The organism is Streptomyces sp. NRRL F-5727 (genome assembly GCF_000719555.1).
Taxonomy (GTDB): Bacteria; Actinomycetota; Actinomycetes; order Streptomycetales; family Streptomycetaceae; genus Streptomyces.
This window is the reverse complement of sequence record NZ_JOGX01000004.1, coordinates 181,331-199,873: the sequence shown is the minus strand read 5'-3', so window position 1 is coordinate 199,873 and position 18,543 is coordinate 181,331. Positions and strand designations below refer to the sequence as shown.

General features: G+C 75.0%; 16 protein-coding genes and 1 pseudogene. 10 read left to right on the top strand and 7 right to left on the bottom strand.

Annotated elements, in window-relative coordinates; genetic code table 11:
- The first annotated feature begins 43 nt into the window (after positions 1-43).
- From IF73_RS0104680 to IF73_RS0104665, 3 genes are all read left to right on the top strand, one after another.
- Entirely contained in the window at positions 44-856 is an 813-nt protein-coding gene (locus IF73_RS0104680; protein WP_031003689.1) for an isocitrate lyase/PEP mutase family protein, read from the top strand.
- 120 nt (positions 857-976) lie between these two features.
- Entirely contained in the window at positions 977-1,531 is a 555-nt protein-coding gene (locus IF73_RS0104675) for a GNAT family N-acetyltransferase (protein ID WP_031003687.1), read from the top strand.
- Between the two features lie 715 nt (positions 1,532-2,246).
- The gene (locus IF73_RS0104665) at positions 2,247-5,075 is read left to right on the top strand and encodes a CHAT domain-containing protein (protein ID WP_031003683.1); all 2,829 of its coding nucleotides are present in this window, start codon (positions 2,247-2,249) and stop codon (positions 5,073-5,075) included.
- Between the two features lie 27 nt (positions 5,076-5,102).
- Here IF73_RS0104665 and IF73_RS0104660 read toward each other — a convergent pair whose 3' ends face one another.
- A complete protein-coding gene (locus IF73_RS0104660; RefSeq protein ID WP_031003681.1) occupies positions 5,103-6,941 on the bottom strand; it encodes a caspase family protein in 1,839 nt (612 codons plus the stop codon).
- A 187-nt stretch (positions 6,942-7,128) separates the two neighbouring features.
- Here IF73_RS0104660 and IF73_RS0104655 point away from each other — a divergent pair, with 187 nt between their 5' ends.
- The 4 genes from IF73_RS0104655 to IF73_RS0104640 all read left to right on the top strand — a co-directional run bounded on the left by IF73_RS0104655 (position 7,129) and on the right by IF73_RS0104640 (position 10,632).
- Complete coding sequence (locus tag IF73_RS0104655) at positions 7,129-8,211, top strand: hypothetical protein (RefSeq protein WP_234338157.1); 1,083 nt, start codon at positions 7,129-7,131, stop codon at positions 8,209-8,211.
- A gap of 179 nt (positions 8,212-8,390) precedes the next feature.
- The gene (locus IF73_RS0104650) at positions 8,391-9,749 is read left to right on the top strand and encodes a diacylglycerol/lipid kinase family protein (RefSeq protein WP_051716521.1); all 1,359 of its coding nucleotides are present in this window, start codon (positions 8,391-8,393) and stop codon (positions 9,747-9,749) included.
- A 30-nt stretch (positions 9,750-9,779) separates the two neighbouring features.
- On the top strand, positions 9,780-10,076 hold the full coding sequence (locus IF73_RS0104645) for a hypothetical protein (RefSeq protein WP_031003667.1): 297 nt from the start codon (positions 9,780-9,782) through the stop codon (positions 10,074-10,076).
- 52 nt (positions 10,077-10,128) lie between these two features.
- Positions 10,129-10,632 (top strand): DinB family protein, encoded by a 504-nt coding sequence (locus IF73_RS0104640; protein WP_031003665.1) that lies wholly within the window; start codon positions 10,129-10,131, stop codon positions 10,630-10,632.
- On the opposite strand, the pseudogene IF73_RS0104635 reads toward IF73_RS0104640, so the two are convergent.
- A pseudogene (locus tag IF73_RS0104635) lies at positions 10,629-10,937 on the bottom strand (GNAT family N-acetyltransferase); the annotation flags it as partial. The gene IF73_RS0104640 and the pseudogene IF73_RS0104635 sit on opposite strands and share 4 nt — an antisense overlap.
- A gap of 55 nt (positions 10,938-10,992) precedes the next feature.
- Between IF73_RS0104635 and IF73_RS0104630 the strand changes: the two are divergent.
- Complete coding sequence (locus tag IF73_RS0104630; protein WP_031003663.1) at positions 10,993-12,336, top strand: GH1 family beta-glucosidase; 1,344 nt, start codon at positions 10,993-10,995, stop codon at positions 12,334-12,336.
- Positions 12,333-13,574, top strand: coding sequence for an MFS transporter (locus tag IF73_RS0104625; RefSeq protein ID WP_031003662.1), 1,242 nt, complete (start codon positions 12,333-12,335; stop codon positions 13,572-13,574). Before IF73_RS0104630 ends, IF73_RS0104625 begins: the two co-directional genes overlap by 4 nt.
- 410 nt (positions 13,575-13,984) lie before the next feature.
- On the opposite strand, the gene IF73_RS0104620 is transcribed toward IF73_RS0104625, so the two are convergent.
- Positions 13,985-14,539: a GNAT family N-acetyltransferase gene (locus IF73_RS0104620; protein WP_031003661.1), complete on the bottom strand. Its 555-nt coding sequence runs from the start codon at positions 14,537-14,539 to the stop codon at positions 13,985-13,987.
- Positions 14,540-14,589: 50 nt separating this feature from the next.
- Positions 14,590-15,168, bottom strand: coding sequence for a TetR/AcrR family transcriptional regulator (locus IF73_RS0104615; RefSeq protein WP_037878241.1), 579 nt, complete (start codon positions 15,166-15,168; stop codon positions 14,590-14,592).
- Between the two features lie 125 nt (positions 15,169-15,293).
- On the opposite strand from IF73_RS0104615, the gene IF73_RS0104610 reads away from it, so the two are divergent.
- Positions 15,294-15,935, top strand: a complete 642-nt coding sequence (locus IF73_RS0104610) for an NAD(P)-dependent oxidoreductase (RefSeq protein WP_031003659.1) — start codon at positions 15,294-15,296, stop codon at positions 15,933-15,935.
- A gap of 11 nt (positions 15,936-15,946) precedes the next feature.
- On the opposite strand, the gene IF73_RS0104605 is transcribed toward IF73_RS0104610, so the two are convergent.
- The 3 genes from IF73_RS0104605 to IF73_RS0104595 are packed head-to-tail and all read right to left on the bottom strand — an operon-like array spanning position 15,947 to position 18,530.
- Positions 15,947-17,047, bottom strand: a complete 1,101-nt coding sequence (locus IF73_RS0104605) for a sensor histidine kinase (RefSeq protein ID WP_037878240.1) — start codon at positions 17,045-17,047, stop codon at positions 15,947-15,949.
- Positions 17,040-17,843 carry a response regulator transcription factor gene (locus IF73_RS0104600; RefSeq protein WP_037878238.1) on the bottom strand — a complete coding sequence of 268 codons (804 nt, stop codon included), beginning with the start codon at positions 17,841-17,843 and terminating at the stop codon, positions 17,040-17,042. Before IF73_RS0104600 ends, IF73_RS0104605 begins: the two co-directional genes overlap by 8 nt.
- A 9-nt stretch (positions 17,844-17,852) precedes the next feature.
- The gene (locus IF73_RS0104595) at positions 17,853-18,530 is read right to left on the bottom strand and encodes a VanZ family protein (RefSeq protein ID WP_031003655.1); all 678 of its coding nucleotides are present in this window, start codon (positions 18,528-18,530) and stop codon (positions 17,853-17,855) included.
- Positions 18,531-18,543: the final 13 nt, after the last annotated feature.

Sequence of the window (18,543 nt, the reverse complement as noted above, 5' to 3'; positions counted from 1 at the left end):
ATTCCTGCCGGACAGCGGCCGCGCCCGCTGATTGGCTGAGCGCATGATCCACGACAACCGGTCCTCGCTCTTCCGCTCCCTCCACACGCCCGCCCGTCCGCTCGCGCTCGCCAACGTCTGGGACGCCGCGAGCGCCCGGATCGTCGAGGCGGCGGGCGCCGCCGCGATCGCCACCACCAGCGCCGGCGTCGCCTGGTCGCTCGGCGCACCGGACGGGGACCGCGTCTCCCGGGACCTGGTGCTGGGCGTCATCGGCCGCATCACGGCCGCGGTCGCCGTGCCGGTGACCGTCGACATCGAGGGAGGCTACGGCGGGACGCCCGCCGAAGTGGCGGACACGGTCGCCCGTGTCCTGGAGTCCGGCGTGGCGGGCGTCAACATCGAGGACGGCACCCGCCCGCCGGGCGCGCTGGCCGACCGCCTGACGGCCGCCCGCGCGGCGGCGGAGCGGGCGGGCGCCGACCTCTTCGTCAACGCCCGCGTCGACACGTACCTGCTCGGCCTGGGCGACCCCGCCACCCGGCTGCGGGACACCCTGGACCGGGCCCGCCGCTACGTGGACGCCGGCGCGGACGGCGTCTTCGTCCCGGGCGTCACGGACCCCGGCCTCATCGAGGAACTGGCCGCGGGCCTGACGGTCCCCCTCAACGTCATGGCCGGCCCGGGCGCCCCGCCGGTGGCCGAGCTGGGCGCGCTCGGCGTGGCCCGGGTGAGCCTCGGCTCGGGCGTGGCCCAGGCCGCCTACGCCACCGCCCGGCGCGCCGCCCTCGACCTCCACCAGGCAGGCGGCTACGACTCCCTCCGGGACGCGATCGACTACCCGGAGCTCAACGGCCTCTTCACCGCGACCGGCTGAACCCGGGCCCGCACGCCGGGAAGGGGACCCGGTGCACGCGATCAGCGGTCCGGATACCGGATGATCCGGTGATCGTCTCGCTATGCTGCGTCGCATTCGAGGCCAGGAAGGAACCGCACCATGAGCAGCAGCAACACGACCTCCGCCCCGTTCCCCGAGCGGACCGAGCTCCGCGGGGAGGGCATCGTCCTGCGCGACTGGACGGAGACGGACCTGGCCGCGATGCCGGAGCTGTTCGAGGACCCCGACGTCGCCTACTGGACACCGATCGTCTCGCCCTTCGACGCGCAGGCCGCCGCCACCCGGCTGGAGCGGGCCCGGAACCTCCGGGCGGAGGGCACGACCCTCCTCTTCGCCATCACCGTCGACGGCGGCGCGCCCCTCGGCGAGGGCATGCTGCGGCGCATCCCGGGCGGCGTGGAGCTCGGCTACGCCGTCGGCCCCGCCCACCGCGGCCAGGGCCTCGCGGCGCGCGCGGTACGGCTCATGGCCGCGTACGCCGTCGAGGAGCTCGGTGCGGAGCGGGTGATCCTCGAACTGGAGGCCGAGAACGCCGCCAGCGTCGCCGTCGCGACCAAGGCCGGATTCACCCTCCTCGACGTACCGCTGATCGAGGGGGAGGAGAAGGGACGCCCCTTCGTCCTCCAGACGTGGGGACTCCCCATCGCCTCCTGACCGGCGGCTCCTTCCCCCACGCTTCCTCCCTTTCCTCGACCCGCGACCGACCCGCCAACGCCCGGGAGACGACCCGGAGTCGGCCGGATCCACCGTGCCCACCGGCGTACGGTGATCGCCGGGAGTCCGGTGCACACCGGACTTGAAGTGCGATTCCCCGGCACACGATCATGGGCCCATGGCGCCTCTGGCTGAACCGTTGGACGTCGCGTCGATTCTCCTGGAGGTGAAGCGGGTGCGGCTGGAAGGGATCGTGCGGGTCCGGGAGTCGGAGCTGCCCCTGTTACGCGCGGCGGCCCTGGCCGCGCCAGGGGCGGTGGCCGAGGCGTGGCCCGTCGAGGTGGAGAACCTGCTGCGCACGGCCGTCGGCCGGCTCGGCGGGGGCGAGTTGGAGGAGGCCGCCGCCGTCACCCTCGGACTGGCGCCGGGCATGCGCGACCGGCCCGCGGCGGACCGGCGGCGGCTCGCCGCGCGGATCACTGGAGCCGGCGGCGCACCGCGCCCTGGGCTCAGGGCTTCGTCTGGCCGTCCAAACGCGAGCCCGCCGACCGCGTCGCGGTGCTCTTCGAGGACCGGTTCGGCCCGGCGTCCCCGCTGGAGGCCGACGACCGGCCACCGGTGGACTTCGACACGGAGGAGGGGGAGGCATGGCTGAACGCCGCCCTCGCCCCGTACCGCACACGGACCGCGCCGCGGCCGGGAGGGAACGACCCCCATGCATGACAAGCCGTACGACCTCCAGGCGCTGCTCTACGAGCTCAAGGCGGCGTCCGCCCAGGGCATGGTCGACGCCCAGGACCTCACCCGGATCACCGCCACCGTCATGGACCACCTCGGCTGCTCCACCGCCGACGAGGCGTGGAACCGGCTGTACGGCGACTGGAAGGCGCTGCCGCGGGGGACGGTCATGTCCGGCCTGCGCGCCGGACAGATCCTGTCGGTCCTGCCGATGCTCCGCTTCCACAACCCCGTCGTCGACCAGACCGAGCTGGACGAGCTGAAGAACGAGGCCGAGGCGTACGGGCCGGGCGACCAGCGCCGGCAGGCGCTCATCACCGCACTGGACAGCAGCGCCGGACTCCAGCGGATCGACGGACCCGACGACATGGAGCGGGCCCTGCGGCGGCTGGAGCAGACCCGGGGCGCGTTCCCGCCCGGCAGCCCGGAACGCGACGCGCTCGACGTCCAGCACGCCGGACTGCGCGCCCACCTCGCCCAGGCCGGGGGCGGCGAGGACGACTTCGACTCCGCCGTCGACGACCTGGCACGGCTGCGGAACTCGCCCGTCTTCGACGAGACCAACCGCCTCGGCATCGACGCGCAAGTGGCCCTGTTCCGCGCCCACCAGGCCACCCGACGCGAGGACGAGACGGCGCTCGCCCGCCACATCCAGGAACTCGACGACGTCGTCCGCAGGCTCTCCCCGGACCACATGGACCGGCTCGGCATGGAGGCCAACCTCGACGTGGCGCGGGGCAACCTGGAGATCCTGCGCGCCCGGCGGACCGGACGGCTCGAGGACGTCACCCCCGGCCAGGACCAGAGGCGTGCGGGCGTCACCCCCGTCGAGGAGGTGCGGCGCCGGATCGCCGCCCTCCCCCCGGACGCGCAGGCCGACCGCTACGGCGAGGCGGGGATCAGCCGCATGGGCCGTGCGATCCTCGCCCGGGACGCCCATGGGGTCACCGAAGCGCTCGCGCTGATCCACGACGCCCTCGACCTCCTCCAGCCCGACGACCCCCGGTGGATCCGTGCCGCCAGCACCCTCGGCGGCGGTCACGTCGTCCTGGCGGGGCTGGCCGGGGTCCCGCGCGCCGACCGGCCCCACCACCTCGACCAGGGGATCTCCTGGCTCAAGCACGCCCGGCGCATGGCCGGCGGCCCCGCCCATCCCCTCTGGGCCTCGACGGGGCTGTCCCTCGCCCGCGCCTACCGCCACCGTGGGGACAACCAGTTCCTCAACGCCCGCGCCACGCGCCTGAACCACGCCGAGTCCCGGCGCGTCGGCCTCGAGGCCGTCCGGGCCTCTGCCTGGACGGTGCTCCTGCAGTCCGGTACCGCGCACGCCGCCGGCGTCGGACGACGCATCGGCGAGGAAGCGCTGGAGGTGGCCCACTGGTGTGTCGCCGACGGCGCCTACGACGAGGCCGTCCGCGCGCTCGACGCCGGCCGGGGCCTCGTCCTGCACTCCGCCACCGTCACGGACAGCGTCCCGGAGATGCTGGCCTCCCTCGGGCAGGAGGAGCTCGCCGCCGAATGGCGCGCCTCGGCGGCCGGACCGGTGGACCAGGTCGATCCGGCCGGCTTCGGCTCCTCCGGCCCGCCCAGCAGGCTGCGCCGCCGCGTCCTGGACGCCCTCGCCGCCTCCCCGCACCGCCGCCGGCTCCTCGACGTCCCCACGCCGGACGAGATCGGCCGGGCGCTGACCGCGATGGGACGCACGGCCCTCGTGTACCTCGCTCCCGGGGGCGAGGGCGGGGGCGGGGCGGCCCTGATCGTCGACGCGCGTGGCACCGTCACCGCGCTCGACCTGCCGGAACTGCGAGCTGACGCCGTGGCTTTGACGGCCTATCACCAGGTGGGCGCGCCAGGACGGGACGCCGGAGGCCCGCCGGAGACGACCCCCGCACCCGCCGCCCCACAGGACCGGTACCGGGGCGGGGCGGAACTGACGCGACTCTGCGACTGGGCGGGCAGCGCCGTCATGGAGCCGCTCCTCAAGGCGGTGCCGCGCGGCATCGGGCGGGCGCCGTCCCTGGTGCTGGTTCCGATGGGGGAGCTCGGCGTGGTGCCCTGGCACGCGGCCCGGATCGGCCGCCGCCGTGCCTGCCAGGCCGCCTCGATCTCGTACGTCCCCTCGGCGCGGCTGCTGTGCGAACTCGCGGCGCGGCGGCCGGCGGGTGTCCGGGAGGCGCTCGTCGTCGGCAATCCGACGCTCGACCTGTACCACGCGGGCGAGGAGGCGCAGGCCATCCACCGGGTGTTCCACCCCCACGGCACCCTCCTCGGGCCGGGCACCGCCACCCCCGCCGCCGTCACCGGCTGGCTCTCGGAGAAGCGTGGCGGCATGCTCCACCTCGCCTGCCACGGCGTGCTCAACCAGGGAGACCGGCACAGCTCCTACCTGAAGCTGTCCGGTGGGGAGCTGTCCGCCGAGCAGCTCACCGAAGGCTCCGCCCGCTACCGGGAGCTGGAACTCGTCGTCCTCGCCGCCTGCCGTACCCACGTGTCCGGGCACGGCTACGACGAGGCGTACAGCCTGGCCACCGCGTTCCTCGTCGCCGGCGCCCGCAGCGTCCTGGGCTCGCTGTGGACCGTGCCCGACGGCGCGACGTCGCTGCTGATGTACATGACCCACCACTACATGGCCCGGGAGGGGCGGACGCCCGGCGAGGCGCTGCGCGAGGCCCAGTCGTGGATGCTCCAGGACCGCCGCACCCGGCAGGCACCGCCCGGCATGCCCGCCGACATGGCGGCACGCGTGCCGGAACTCGACGCCGACGACCTCGCGGCCTGGGCCGGGTTCACCCACCTCGGCTGGTGAACCCGGGAGCGCCGCCCGTGGGCCCGGTCAGGGCACCTCCGTGCGAATGACCACCGACGTGGTGCCCCACCGGCCCACCTCGTGCGGAGGGCCGCCCGCGTCGCGGCCACCCGTCGGCGCGAGGCGCAGCAGACCGCCGCCGTCGGAGCCGGTGCCGGCGCGGGTCCCTCCCGGCGCCGTGGCGGACCACGCGGGCAGCCGGAAGGGCGCGAGGTTGAACTCGTTCTCGGCGATGACCACCCGCAGCCAGTCGTGGGTGAACGCGCCCCGCCGAAGCGACCGGCCCGGCGGCAGCCGGAACCACACCGGTTCGCCCGCCCGTGCCGTGGCGGCCCGCCCGGCACCGACGAAGTCGCCGTCGAGGAGGTGAGGGGAGGAGGCGTAGGTGTCGGTCAGATCGAGGAGCACGCACCACAGCATCCGCGGCGAGTGGTTGTGGACCCGCACCATGACCTGCGGCTCCCGGCCGTCCGGCGTGTAGGCGCACACGATCTCGCCCGTCGCCGCGTACCGCACCTCCCCGACCAGCGGTTCGACGCTGACACGGACCTGGGACGACAGCCAGGGGTCGGGGTTCGCGAGGTCGCGGATCCCACGCCAGCGGCTGATGTGCGCCAGACAGTCGGCCACCCGTGCGGCGTCCGCGGCCGTGCGCAGCGGCAGCGCGCCGGGATCGGCTCCGCCCCCGCCGGAGACCCGGGCCCGGCCGTGTCGCGCCTCGACGAGCAGCGGCAGCCCGTGACCGCCGTTGTCGAGCAGCGGCGACGCCTCGACGGCCTCGGTCATCAGCGCCGCCGCGGCGGGATCCCCGACGACGGACACCGCCGCCGGCGGGAAGGCGAGCGCCGACGGCGTCACGCCGTGCACCGTGATCAGGTCCGAGGGGGCCGGCGTCCAGCCGAGCGGCTCGACGAGCGAGGACTCCGCACGCACCTCCCGTACGACCACCGTCCGGAGCGCCGCCGGCGCCCCGCCCTGGAGTGTGAACTCGGCGCCCGCCGACCGCAGTCCGTGCACCGCACCGCAGTTCACCTCCCACCCGGCCGTCGTGTGCCGCAGCAGGAACGGCGCGTCCGGCAGGGGATCGCCGTACAGGAACCGCAGATGCTCCGGGCCGCGCAGTTCGGGATGCTGGCCCCGGTGCCGGTCGAGGACGTCCGTCTCGGCGAGGGCGTGGACCTTCCCGAACGAGGCGGCCGGGCCGAGCAGGTCCAGCGCGCCGAGGAGCGCGTGGCTGAAGTACCCGCGCCGGACGCCGTCGATGACCGCCTCGTGGGCCCGCTCGTACTCCCGGCAGCCCGCGAGCAGGATGTGGTCGGCCCCCGCCGACGCCGCGGGACCCCCGGCCCCCCGAGGGGCGCCGGAGGGCGTCGGCACCCACCACGGCTGCCAGGCGACTCCGCGCGTCTCCGTCCCGGGCGGCGCGTCGCGGTCGACGCCGCCGGAGTGACAGGAGTCGATGACGGCGACGACATGGCCGCCCCGGGACGCGATCTCCCGGAGGACGGCGCCCAGTTCGGCGTCCCAGAGCAGGGGCTGACCGCCCGGGTCGAGGCTGTCGGCGCACACCAGGGCCTGGCTCATGCCGGTCGCCGCGCGCGGATCGCTCGTCGGCTGCTCCGACCCGTGGCCGCTGAACCAGAACAGCGCCGTCTCGCCGGGGCCGGTGCGCCCCAAGTGGCGCCGGAGGCCGGCGAGCAGCGCGTCGCGGGTGGCCGCCGTGTTCCGCAGCCGCAGGATCTCGGGCCGGATCCCGTCCTGCCGCCGCAGCCATTCCTCCGCCGCGGCCACGTCGTTGACGCAGCCGGAGAGCGGCTTGCCCGGGTAGTCGTCGATGCCCACGAGAAGGGCGTGCACGGTGCGCATGGACCGATCCTGCCAGGGACGAAGGGGCGTGGTCCGGTCGATTCCGGGGCGGGGCCCGGGCGCGGTCGGGGCGCCGTCGGCGCGAGATGGTAGAACCGGTCCGGCCGTTCCCCGCCGATCAGTTGACCAGGGCGGACGGCCGCGACGGATCGACCGACGGTGAAGCGCGTGCGGAAGGGGAACAGACGTGACCGATGGGGGAAGGAACCCGTACGCCCCCGGGCAGGGTTACGGACAGGGGTACGGGCAGGGCCACGGCTACGGGCAGGGGTACGGGCAGGGCCACGGCTACGGCTACGGGCAGGAGCAGGGGTACGGGCAGGGCCACGGCTACGGCTCGCCCTGGGTGCCGCCGGCACCGGGCGCCGGCATCCCTCCCCAGCCCGCCTACCCGCCCTCCGCCCCGCCGCGCCCGCGCTGGATCCGGTTCCGCGAGGGCGACTGGCCGCCGTTCACGGCGCTGGTGCGGCGGGTGCGCCTGCACGGCTGCGCCTGGGCGCTCATGCTGGTCTGCCTCTGGCCCCTCCTGCTGCCGGTGCTCTGGTATCCGCTGGCCCGCTCGGCGGCCCGGCAAGCCCACCGCAGGTTCCCCGTCCAGGAGTACCCGCGGGTGGTGGACCCGTTCATGAAGCGCGTCCAGGACGTCCGCGCCTGGACGGCGCTGGCGGCGAGCTGCCTGATCTTCTTCGCGTACGGGGCGGACCAGGACCTCGGGGACCTCCAGGCGCAGTACTTCCTGCGGGTCACGACGACCCCGTGGCTGGTGCTCCTCACGGCCCCGCTGATCATCCTGGTCGTCTTCCGCCTGGCGCCCCCGTCCGCCCGCCCCCACATGCGGTCCCACCTGGCCTCCTCGGGCCGCGCGGCGCTCTGGTACTTCGGGGCGTTCACGGCGGTCCCGCTGCTCTCCGCGGGCATGGTGGCGCTGGGCGAGACGTTCCAGTCGGCGCTGCGCCCGCTGTTCATGATCGCCCTGCTGGTGCCGGTGTTCTGGATGCTGTTCTACGTGGTCTTCTCCTCCCTCACCCTCGTCCCCTCCGTCTTCGGCCTCTCCCGCGTCCACTCCGCCCTGCCCGCCCTGGTCACCGGCGTCCTCGTCTGGGAGCTGGCCGCCGTCAGCCTGGCCTTCTCCGGCATGCCCCCGGGCCCCCTCCCCGTCCAGCTCTGCGCCGTCATCGGCGGCCCGGCCTCGGTCACGGCGGTGGCCTGGTGGGAACTCACCCGCCTCCGCGAGCGCCACGGAGTCACCTTCCGCGCCCGCGACCACTGACCGGAGCTCGGGTACGCGGCTCAGACTGGTTCGGCTGCCGGGGCACCCGTACCCTCCTCGGCCGGTACGGGCCCGGCGCGGGCCGCTTCATCCGCATGGCCCTTCGGGGATGCCCCGCGGTCCGGGAGTGTGCAGGCTGGTGCCTTGGACCGGCTCATGGGCAGGGCGGGGAGGACGACATGGCGAGGACACGGACGACGGGTGCCGGAGCGAGCGGGGCGGCGCGGCTGCTCGCGCGCCTGGCCGTGCTCGCGGCGGTCGGATCCCTGGTCGTGCTCGTCCTGGCCATCGGGGAGGGCGGGCTGGTGGTGATCATCGCCGGGTTCCTCGGGCTGGTCCTCGTCGCCGCCGGCGGGTGGTGGTTCGTCGCCCACCGCGGCGCCCTGCGGCTCCTCGGCGCGCTCGTCGCCATCGCCGCCCCCGTCGGCGTCATCGTGCTCTTCGCCCGCGACGGCCTGTGGCTGACGGCCCTGGTCCTCGTCCTCTGCTGGGGCGCCGCCCTGGCCTGCGCCCGGGCGGCGCTCCGCCGATCGCGTCCGCCGCGGTCGACACCGGCGGTCCCCGCGGACCCGCCGGACCGTCCCGTGCTCATCATGAACCCCAAGTCCGGGGGCGGGAAGGTCGAACGCTTCGGGCTCGTGGCACGGGCGGAGGAGCTCGGGGCGAAGGTCATCCTGCTCGATCCGTCCGCCCCCGCCGATGTCGCCGCGCTGGCCCGGGACGCCGTCGCCGACGGCGCGGACCTGCTGGGCGTCGCGGGCGGCGACGGCACGCAGGCGCTGGTCGCGGCCGTCGCCGCCGACCACGACCTGCCGTTCCTGGTGATCTCCGCCGGCACCCGCAACCACTTCGCCATGGACCTCGGACTCGACCGCTCCGACCCGTCCCGCTGCCTCGACGCGCTGACCGACGGCGAGGAACTCCGCGTCGACCTCGGCGACGTCTCCGGCCGGCCCTTCGTCAACACGGTCTCCTTCGGGGTCTACGCCGACGTCGTCCAGCGGCCCGAGTACCGCGACGACAAGGCCGGCACCGCGCTGACCCACATGCCGGACCTGCTCCTCGGCGACGGGCTGCGACGGCTCGACGCCCGGGTCGACGACACCTCGCTCGCCTCCCAGCAGGCGCTGCTCGTCAGCAACAACCCGTACGTCTCGCCCGACGAGCTCAGCGGCGCCGGCCGCCGGCCCCGTCTCGACGACGGCGAACTGGGCGTGCTCGGCATCCGGGTGGAGGACGCCGCCCAGGCCGCCGACCTGGCGGTGCGGGGCACGCAGTCCACGGCGCTGACCGTGCTGTCCGCCCACCGCGTCGAGGTCACCGCCGACTCCACCGAGATCCCCGTGGCGGTGGACGGCGAGGCCCTGCGGATGGCCACCCCCGTCGTCTGCACGCTGCGCCCCCTGGCGCTACGGGTCCGGGTGCCCCGCGACCGGCCGGGCGTCGCCGTCCCCACCCCGCCGGTGAAATGGCCCCGGATCCTCGAGCTCGCCTTCGGCCGCGGCGGCGGAGCGGCCGAGGGGCGACCCCGCCCCTGACGGGCCGCGGGACGCACTAGGGTCCCGGGCATGACCACACGCCCCTCCCTCGTCTTCGTGCGCCACACCGACGGCCTCCGCCACCGCTTCGAACCCGACGGCGAGCGCGACGGCCGCCCCGTCTACCGCCGCACCGACGGGGCCGTGCGGTGCGTCTGGTCGCGGGCCGAGGGCTGGCACTGTGTGATCGCCGGTGGCCTCGTCACGGCGTACCCCCTCGACGGGCGCGCCGACGGCCCCGAGCCGCCGGCGACGGTCTGGCGCAGCTTCAAGGACGACCGCTCGTACCTCTACGACCTCAGGGTCGTCCCCGGCCCGGACGCCTGACCCGCCGGAATTCGTTCGACACCGCCCGCGGTGATCGGGGAGGCTTCGCGCGATGACCAGAATCGACGACACACCGCCCGCGTGGGACGAGCGCACCCAGCTCACCACGTTCCTCGACTACGCCCGCGCCACCGCCCGCGCCAAGTGCGAAGGCGTCTCCGCGGAGGACGCCCGCCGGGCGCTGCTCCCCGGCTCGCCGCTGATGACCCTGAGCGGCTTGATCAACCACCTGCGCTGGGTCGAGTACTACTGGTTCCAGGTGGTCTTCCTCGGCGAGGAGGACCAGGGCCCCTGGACCGACGAGGACCCCGACCGCGAGATGCGCGTCGCGGTCGACTTCCCGCTCCCGCAGCTGCTCGACGAGTACGCCGCACAGAGCGCCCGCTACCGCGACCTCGTCGCCCGGCACGACCTGGACGCCCGGGCCGAACGCCCGGTCCGCGGCGGCCTCCACGTCGACCTGCGCTGGATCCTCCTCCACCTCACCGAGGAGACGGCCCGCCACAACGGCCACCTGGACATCCTGCGCGAGCAGCTCGACGGCACCCGAGGCTAGGGCCTGTCCTCCAGGGCGAGGAGCCCCGCCGCGGTCTCCCTGAAGCCGCACGCGTCGAGGTAGAAGGGGCGCAGGTGCTCCTCGAAGTCGACGTGCAGCCAGGCGCAGCCGGCGGCGCGGGCGTGGTCCGCCGCGGTCGTGACGAGCGCGGTGCCCACGCCCGCCGTCCGGTGGCCGGGGGCGACCATCGTGTCCAGGACGAAGGCGTGGGCCCCGCCGTCCCGGGCCACGTCGACGAACCCGATCAGCACGCCGTCCTCCCGCGCGCAGACCCAACCGAGGCTGTGGCGTTCCAGCCGGGCGCGCCGGCGACAACTGTTGCCTGTCGCACGGGTGTTGACTTACTACTGGCCGGTACCGATGATCGCGGCCATGGCCTCTTCCCTGGACCCCCTGCCGCAGTTCCCGCCCGGATTCCTGTGGGGGGTGTCGACCGCCGCCCACCAGATCGAGGGCGCCGTCCGGGACCGGGCGCCGTCCGTGTGGGACGCGTTCAGCGCGGAGCCGGGGCGGATCAGGGACGGGTCGACGGCGGACGTGGCCTGTGACCACGTGGCCCGGTACCGGGAGGACGTGGCGCTCGTCCGGGACCTCGGGGCGGACGCGTACCGCTTCTCGGTCTCCTGGCCGCGGGTGCTCGCGCCCGGTGGGCTCGACTTCTACGACCGGCTGGTCGACGAGCTGTGCGCGCAGGGGGTGCGGCCGGTGCCGACGCTCTTCCACTGGGACCTGCCCCTGGAGGTCGAGGAGGCGGGCGGCTGGCTGGAGCGGGACACGGCGTCCCGCTTCGCCGCGTACACGGCGACCGTCGCGGAGCGGCTGGGTGACCGCGTGACGAAGTGGATCACCCTCAACGAGCCCGCCGAGCACACCCTCCTGGGGCATGCGCTCGGCGAGCACGCCCCCGGCAGGAAGCTGCTCTTCGACGCCCTGCCGGTGGCCCACCACCAGCTGCTCGCGCACGGCCTCGCCGCGGGCGCCCTGCGCGCGGCGGGCGCCACGGACATCGGCATCGCCAACTCCCACGGCCCGACCTGGCCCGCGTCCGCCGAACCGGCCGACGCCGAGGCCGCCGACCTGTACGACGTCATCCTCAACCGGCTGTTCTCCGACCCGCTGCTGCTGGGCCGCTACCCGGACGGATTCGGCGACCTCATGCCGGGCGGCGACGTCGAGGCGGACCTGAAGGTGATCTCCGAGGGGACGCTCGACTGGTACGGGATCAACTACTACCAGCCGACGAAGGCGGGCGCGCCGCGCGCCGAGGACGTCGAGTTCTCCGGCGTCACCCTCCCCTCCGAACTCCCCTTCTCCCTGCGGCAGATCGAGGGCTATCCGCTGACGGACTTCGGCTGGCCGGTGGTGCCCGACGCGCTCACCGAACTGCTCACCTCGCTCCGTGACCGGTACGGCGACCGGCTGCCGCCCGTCGTGATCACCGAGAACGGCTGCGCGTACGAGGGACTCGACGACCAGGAGCGGATCGCCTACCTGGACGGGCATCTGCGGGCGCTGCACCGGGCGTTGGAGGCGGGCGTCGACGTCCGCGGCTACTTCGTGTGGTCGCTGATGGACAACTTCGAGTGGGCCGAGGGCTACACGAAGCGCTTCGGGCTCGTCCACGTCGACTACGCGACGCAGGTGCGCACCCCGAAGGCGTCGTACGGCTGGCTGCGGGACGCGCTGCGGGCCCAGCGGGCATGACGGCCCTCGCCCTGGAGGAGCCGGCCGGACGGGTCGGGCGCGGCTGGACGGCCGCGCTGTCGCTGGCCAACGGCGCGATCTGGGTGGGCTGGTACGGGCCGCTGCAGATCCTGCTCGCGCAGCAGGCCGAGCGGTTCGCGCCCGGCGCCGGGCTGTCGAAGGAGTCGCTGCTGGCCTGGGTGACGGGCGTCGGGGCGGTGGTGTCGCTGGCCGCCAACCCGCTGTTCGGCGCCCTGTCGGACCGTACCGTGTCGCGGTTCGGGCGGCGGACGCCGTGGATCGTGGCGGGGTCGGCGGGCGGCGCGCTGTCCCTGCTGCTGCTCGGGGCGGCGGACGCGGTGTGGGTGGTGTTCGCCGGCTGGTGTCTGGTGCAGCTGACGCTGAACGCGGCCTTCGCCGCGGTCACCGCCGCCGTGCCGGACCGGGTGCCGCGGTCCCAGCGGGGTGCCGTCGGCGGCTGGCTGGGCGCGGCGCAGATCCTCGGGGTGGTCGTCGGTACGGGGTTCGCGACGGCGGCCGGCGGGATCGGCGCCGGGTATGCGGCCTGCGCCGTCTTCACGCTGATCGGCGTCGCCCCGTACGTGCTCCGCCATCCGGACCTGCGGCTCGCCCCGGCAGACCGGCCCGCCTGGTCCTGGCGGCGGTTCGCGGCCGGGTTCCGGCTGAGCCCCCGCGCCCATCCCGATCTCGCCTGGGCCTGGCTGACCCGCTTCCTCGTCAACCTGAGCAACGCACTGGTCCTGCTTTACCTCTTCTACTACCTGCGCGACCGGCTGCACCACGCGGATCCGGAGACCGGGGTGCTGGTCCTGACGGCGGTGAACGGCGTGACCCTGCTCGCCACCGTCGTCGTCGGCGGCGTCTGGTCGGACCGGACCGGGCGGCGCAAGCCGTTCGTCCTGTGGTCGGGCGTCCTGATGGCGGCGGCGACCGGCCTGCTGGCGGGGTGGCAGACGTGGCCCGGGGCGCTCGTCGCCGCCGCCCTCCTCGGGGTCGGCTTCGGCGTCTTCACCTCCGTCGACTTCGCCCTCATGACGGACGTCCTGCCGACGGCCCACGACCGCGGCAAGGACCTCGGCATCGTCAACGTCGCCAACGCCCTGCCCCAGGTGGCCGCCCCCGCCCTGGCCGCCCCGCTCGTCAACCACCTCGGCGGCTACCGGTCGCTGTACCTGGTGGCCGCCGCGCTGGGGTTGGTGGGCTCCCTGCTGGTGCGGCGCATCAGAGGCGTCGCCTGAGGGGGCGTCGCCCGAGGAGGCGTCGTCCGAGAGGGTGGCGGCGGCATCGGCCGGCCGCCCGGATACGGTGACCGGATGCCCGACGCCCCGCCCGCCGACGTCGCCGACCCCGTGCACGCCGCACTGCTCCGGCAGGTGCCGTACCTCCGGGTGACGGGCCGCTGCGGCTGCGGCTGCGGTACCGCCTCCTTCGAACTCGACACCGCGAGACCGGCGAGTGCCCCGGGGAGGTCCTGGTCTTCACGCGGGGCGGATGCCTGTCGTGGCTCGAGGTCTGCTCGTGGAGCGACGACATCGAGGTGACCCTCGCCGCCGCGCGCGACTGGCTCCGGGCCGCCCGGCCGGCGCGCTGACCCACCCGACCGCCCGCGGACCCGGGGACGATCACCGCCGCACCACCGAGGAGTCGTTCAGCGCGTGCGGCGGATGTGAAGGTGGCCGTCGAGCGGGAAGGCGGGAGGGAAGGCCGGCAGGACGCGGTCGAAGGCGTAACCGCTCTTGGCCGCGACCCGGCAGGAGGCCGCGTTGTCCACCTGGTGGAGCAGGTGGAGCCGCTCCAGGCCGCCGGCCCGGAAGGTGGCGAAGGCCCAGGCGGTGACGGCGTCCAGGGCGCGGGGTGCCACCCCGCGACCGCGGGCGCCCGGCGCCGTCCAGTAGCCGACCTCGGCGGTGGGCTCGCCGGGGGCGACCTCCTTGAGGACCACGCCGCCCACCAGACGCGCGGCGGCGTCGAGGGGTGCCTCCAGGACGGCGAAGCCGAACCGGGCGCCCGCCGCCCAGTCCCGCTCCTGGTCCCGTACCCAGCGCGGCGCCTCGCCCTCCGCCGGCAGGTTCGCCCAGCGGCGGAGGGCGGGATCGTGGGACATCCCGGCCAGCGCGGTGACGTCGTCCGCGCACCAGGGGCGGAGAACGAGCCCTGGAGCGTGCGGAGTCGGGTCGGCGTGGAGGACGACGGAAGCGATCATCGGCCGATCGTACGGGGGCGTCCCGATCGCGGCCAGCCGTGCCCCGTCGGTCACAGCAGCGGGGCGACCACCGCCCGGGCGAGCGCCTGAGCCCGGGTGCGGGGGGCGGGTTCGGCGGCGGGGCCGTGGGCGTAGTAGCGCAGGAACGCCTCCTGGAAACACGCCCCGAGGAGGAGGGCCGCGGACGCGCGCGGGTCCGCCTGCGCCGCGACGCGCCCGAGGTCCTGCTCGGCCTTCAGGTAGGCGGCGAAGCCGTCGAGCGGCCTCTCGGGGCCCCCGCCGTGCCGGCTCATCGCGGTCCGGTGCGCCGCCATCCGTTCGGGGTCCGCGAGGAGCGCGCCCAGCATCGGGATCGACTGCTGGTAGAAGTCCAGGGCGGCGTGGGCGAGTTCGGTGAGGTTGGTCTCGACGTCGCCCTCGCCCGGGCGGACCGGTGTGCGGGACGGGCCCGGCACCCGTTCCTCCAGGACGGCGAGGAGCAGGCGCTCCTTGTCGCCGAAGTACTTGTACAGCGTCGGCTCCGACACGCCCGTCGCCTGCGCGATCACCTTCGTCGTGGCGTGCACGACGCCCCGGGTCCGCAGGATGTCCGCGGCCGCGTCGAGGATCCGCTCCCGTGTGCTGCCCATCGCCGTCCTCTCGCTCTCGGTCCGGCCGTCGCCGCCCGCCCTCGCCGTTCCCCTTGACGGGTTAGTGAACACTAGCGCAGGCTGGGGGCTAGTGTTCACTAACCCTCTGGGGGAGGAGACTCGTCATGCGCATCACCGTTCTCGGCGCCACGGGCGGCACGGGCAGGCAGCTCGTGGAGCAGGCCCTGGACGCCGGACACCACGTCACCGCGGTCGTCCGCGACCCGTCCCGCCTGCGGCTCCGGCAGGGCGCGGACGCACCACGGCTCGACGTCCTCACCGCGGACGTCATGGATCCCGAGGCGATGACGGCGGCCGTGGCCGGGCGGGACGCCGTCGTCTCCGCCCTCGGCTCCGCCCCCAGGACCGAGGCGTCGGTGTGCAGTGACGGCGCCCGCTCGGTCATCGCCGCGATGCGGACCACCGGCACCCGCCGCCTGATCGTCGTCACCGCGAGCGGCCACGTCGTCGACGAAGGCGACGGGCCCTTCACCCGGGCCCTCGTCAAACCCGTCGTGCGCCGCGTCCTGGCGGGCAACTTCGCGGACTTCGCCCGCACCGACCGGATCGTCCGGGACAGCGGACTCGACTGGACGATCATGCGGCCGCCGCGCCTCACCGACGGCGCCCCCCGCCCCTACCGCACCGCGACCGACCGCAACGTGCGCGGCGGCATCACCCTCGCCCGCGCCGACCTCGCCCGCGCGATCCTCGCCGCGCTGGCCGAGCCAGGCTCCGTCCGCCACACCATCGGCCTGGGCTACTGACGCTCCCGAGGTCACCGACCGGGGAGGGAGCCCTCCGGCGTGCCGGGCAGCAGGACCGTGACGAGCAGACCGCCGGCGGCCCGGGGGACCAGGGTCAGCGTGCCGCCGTGCGCGCGGACGATGCTCTGCACGAGGGCGAGTCCCAAGCCCACGCCCGCGTGCTCGTCGGTGCGGACGCGCTCCGTGCCGCGCCGGAAGGGTTCGGTGAGGGTCGGCACCAGGTCCGGCGGGAGCGGCTGGCCCGTGTTCTCGACCCGCACCACGCTCCCGTCGCGCCGCGCCTCGGTGTGCACCGTCACGGTCCCGCCCGCGGGCAGGTTGTGGACGACGGCGTTCTGGACGAGGTTCGTCACCATCCGCAGCAGTAGCTCCGGCGAGCCGCTCGTCCAGGCCGCGCCGCCGGTCACGTCCAGCGCGATCCCGCGCTGCTCCGCGAGGGGGAGCAGCGTCTCGGCGGCCTCCTCGGCGACCAGCGAGAGATCGACGGGCTCACGCGAGACCAGCCCCCGGTCGCTGCGGCTGAGCAGCAGCAGGGCCTCGGTCAGGTCGATCGCCCGCGTGTTGACGGCGGTCAGGCGGGCGACGAGTTCGTCGCGGTCCCGCGTGGGGTCCTCGCGGGCGACGTCGAGCAGCGCCCGCGAGACGGCCAGCGGGGTGCGCAGCTCGTGGGAGGCGTTGGCGGCGAACCGCTGCTGCTCGGCGACCTGCGCCTCCAGCCGGTCCAGCATGGTGTCGAACGTGTCGGCCAGTTCGCGGAACTCGTCCTCGCGGCCCTCCAGCCGGATCCGGTGGGACAGCGAACCGCTCCCGGCCGCCCGCGCCGCCGCCGTGATCCGGGTGAGCGGCGCGAGCATCCGGCCGGCGAGCAGCCAGCCCCCGACGAGGCCGAAGACGAGCAGGAAGCCCATCGCCACGGCCGCGGCGGGGAAGAAGGTGCGCACGAGGAGGTAGCGGTTGGGCGAGACGCCGAGGAGCCCCTGGTCGTTGTCGGGGACGTACCGCAGCAGGAACCCCCACACCACGGCCAGCAGCAGGGCCCCGGCGACGGTCAGGAACCCGGCGTAGCTGAGGGTGAGCTTCAGCCGGACGCTCAGCCCGCGGCGCCTAGCCACGGGGACGCCCGGGGCTCGGCGCGCCGGAGCCGGAGCCGGACCCGGTGCCGGGCCCGGTGCCCGGCCCGGTGTCGGATCCGGCCCCCGGCCCGGTGTCGGATCCGGCCCCCGGCCCGGTGTCGGATCCGGCCCCGGTGCCGGTGTCGATGCGGTAGCCGACGCCCGGCACCGTGGCGATGATCCACGGTTCGCCGAGCCGCTTGCGCAGCGCCGAGACGGTGATGCGGACGGCGTTGGTGAACGGGTCGGCGTTCTCGTCCCAGGCCCGGGCCAGCAGCTCCTCGGTGCTCACGACCCCGCCCTCGGCGGCGACGAGGACGTCGAGCACCGCGAACTGCTTCCGGGTGAGCGCGACGTACCGCCCGTCGCGGAAGACCTCCCGCCGGAACGGGTCGACGCGCAGCCCCGCGAGCTCGCGGACCGGGGGCCGCGCGTACGCCCGCCTGCGGTCGAGTGCCCGCAGCCGCAGGACCAGCTCCCGCAGCTCGAACGGCTTGGTGAGGTAGTCGTCGGCTCCGAGCGCGAAACCGGACTCCTTGTCGTCGATCCGGTCGGCGGCGGTGAGCATCAGGATCGGGATGCCGCTGCCGGACGCGACGATCCGGCGGGCGACCTCGTCGCCGGACGGGCCGGGGATGTCGCGGTCGAGCACCGCCAGGTCGTAGGAGTGGACGGCGAGCAGCTCCAGGGCGGTGTCGCCGTCGCCGGCGATGTCGGCGGCGATCGCCTCCAGCCGGAGCCCGTCACGGACGGCCTCGGCCAGATACGGCTCGTCCTCCACGATCAGTACGCGCATGGGCGAAGCCTAGGCAGTGCGACGTGTCGCCGACGTATGCGCGCCGCGCCACCAGTGGCGCGAGGCGAGCCCGGCGAGGACCGCGCCGGCGGCGTTGACCAGGACGTCGTCCACGGACGACACCCGGTCCAGGCGGAGCACGTACTGCGCGGTCTCGACCAGGAGCGAGCAGCCCGCCCCCAGGGCGAGGACGCGCGGGACGGTCGCGAGCGCCGCGAACCGGATCGGCGCGAAGAAGCCGAGCGACGCGAAGACCAGCAGGTTGCCGCCGATGCCGAGCGGCCCCATCGTGACCAGGTCCCGCAGCGGTACGAGGCTCACCCGCGGCGGCTGGTCCTCGCCGCCCGGCATCAGCGTCATCCACAGGAACGGCAGCGTCCCGTACACCATGCCCACCTCGGCCAGCGACCACCGCCACGCCGCGGCGCCCGCGGAACGCCGCCGTAGCCGCGCCAGGCCCCACGCCGCCGACAGCGCCAGCGGCAGCGCGACCACCGTCATGAGGACGACCCCGTTGAACGTGCCGAGGCACCGCTCCCACAGCCCGGCCCGGCACGTCGGGGCGGACATCATGAGCGGCCCCCGCATCACGAACAGGACGCTCGCCAGGGCGAGGACCGCCAGGCCGGCGGGAAGGTACCCGCGCGTGCGGCGGGGCGGTGTCTGCAGAGCCGTGTCGTCGAGCATGGGGCCATTGCAC

Coding starts and splice junctions, on each gene's coding strand:
- IF73_RS0104680 (WP_031003689.1), top strand. CDS start 44: ATGATCCACGACAACCGGTCCTCGCTCTTCCGCTCCCTCCACACGCCC.
- IF73_RS0104675 (WP_031003687.1), top strand. CDS start 977: ATGAGCAGCAGCAACACGACCTCCGCCCCGTTCCCCGAGCGGACCGAG.
- IF73_RS0104665 (WP_031003683.1), top strand. CDS start 2,247: ATGCATGACAAGCCGTACGACCTCCAGGCGCTGCTCTACGAGCTCAAG.
- IF73_RS0104660 (WP_031003681.1), bottom strand. CDS start 6,941: ATGCGCACCGTGCACGCCCTTCTCGTGGGCATCGACGACTACCCGGGC.
- IF73_RS0104650 (WP_051716521.1), top strand. CDS start 8,391: ATGGCGAGGACACGGACGACGGGTGCCGGAGCGAGCGGGGCGGCGCGG.
- IF73_RS0104645 (WP_031003667.1), top strand. CDS start 9,780: ATGACCACACGCCCCTCCCTCGTCTTCGTGCGCCACACCGACGGCCTC.
- IF73_RS0104640 (WP_031003665.1), top strand. CDS start 10,129: ATGACCAGAATCGACGACACACCGCCCGCGTGGGACGAGCGCACCCAG.
- IF73_RS0104630 (WP_031003663.1), top strand. CDS start 10,993: ATGATCGCGGCCATGGCCTCTTCCCTGGACCCCCTGCCGCAGTTCCCG.
- IF73_RS0104625 (WP_031003662.1), top strand. CDS start 12,333: ATGACGGCCCTCGCCCTGGAGGAGCCGGCCGGACGGGTCGGGCGCGGC.
- IF73_RS0104620 (WP_031003661.1), bottom strand. CDS start 14,539: ATGATCGCTTCCGTCGTCCTCCACGCCGACCCGACTCCGCACGCTCCA.
- IF73_RS0104615 (WP_037878241.1), bottom strand. CDS start 15,168: ATGGGCAGCACACGGGAGCGGATCCTCGACGCGGCCGCGGACATCCTG.
- IF73_RS0104610 (WP_031003659.1), top strand. CDS start 15,294: ATGCGCATCACCGTTCTCGGCGCCACGGGCGGCACGGGCAGGCAGCTC.
- IF73_RS0104600 (WP_037878238.1), bottom strand. CDS start 17,843: ATGCGCGTACTGATCGTGGAGGACGAGCCGTATCTGGCCGAGGCCGTC.
- IF73_RS0104595 (WP_031003655.1), bottom strand. CDS start 18,530: ATGCTCGACGACACGGCTCTGCAGACACCGCCCCGCCGCACGCGCGGG.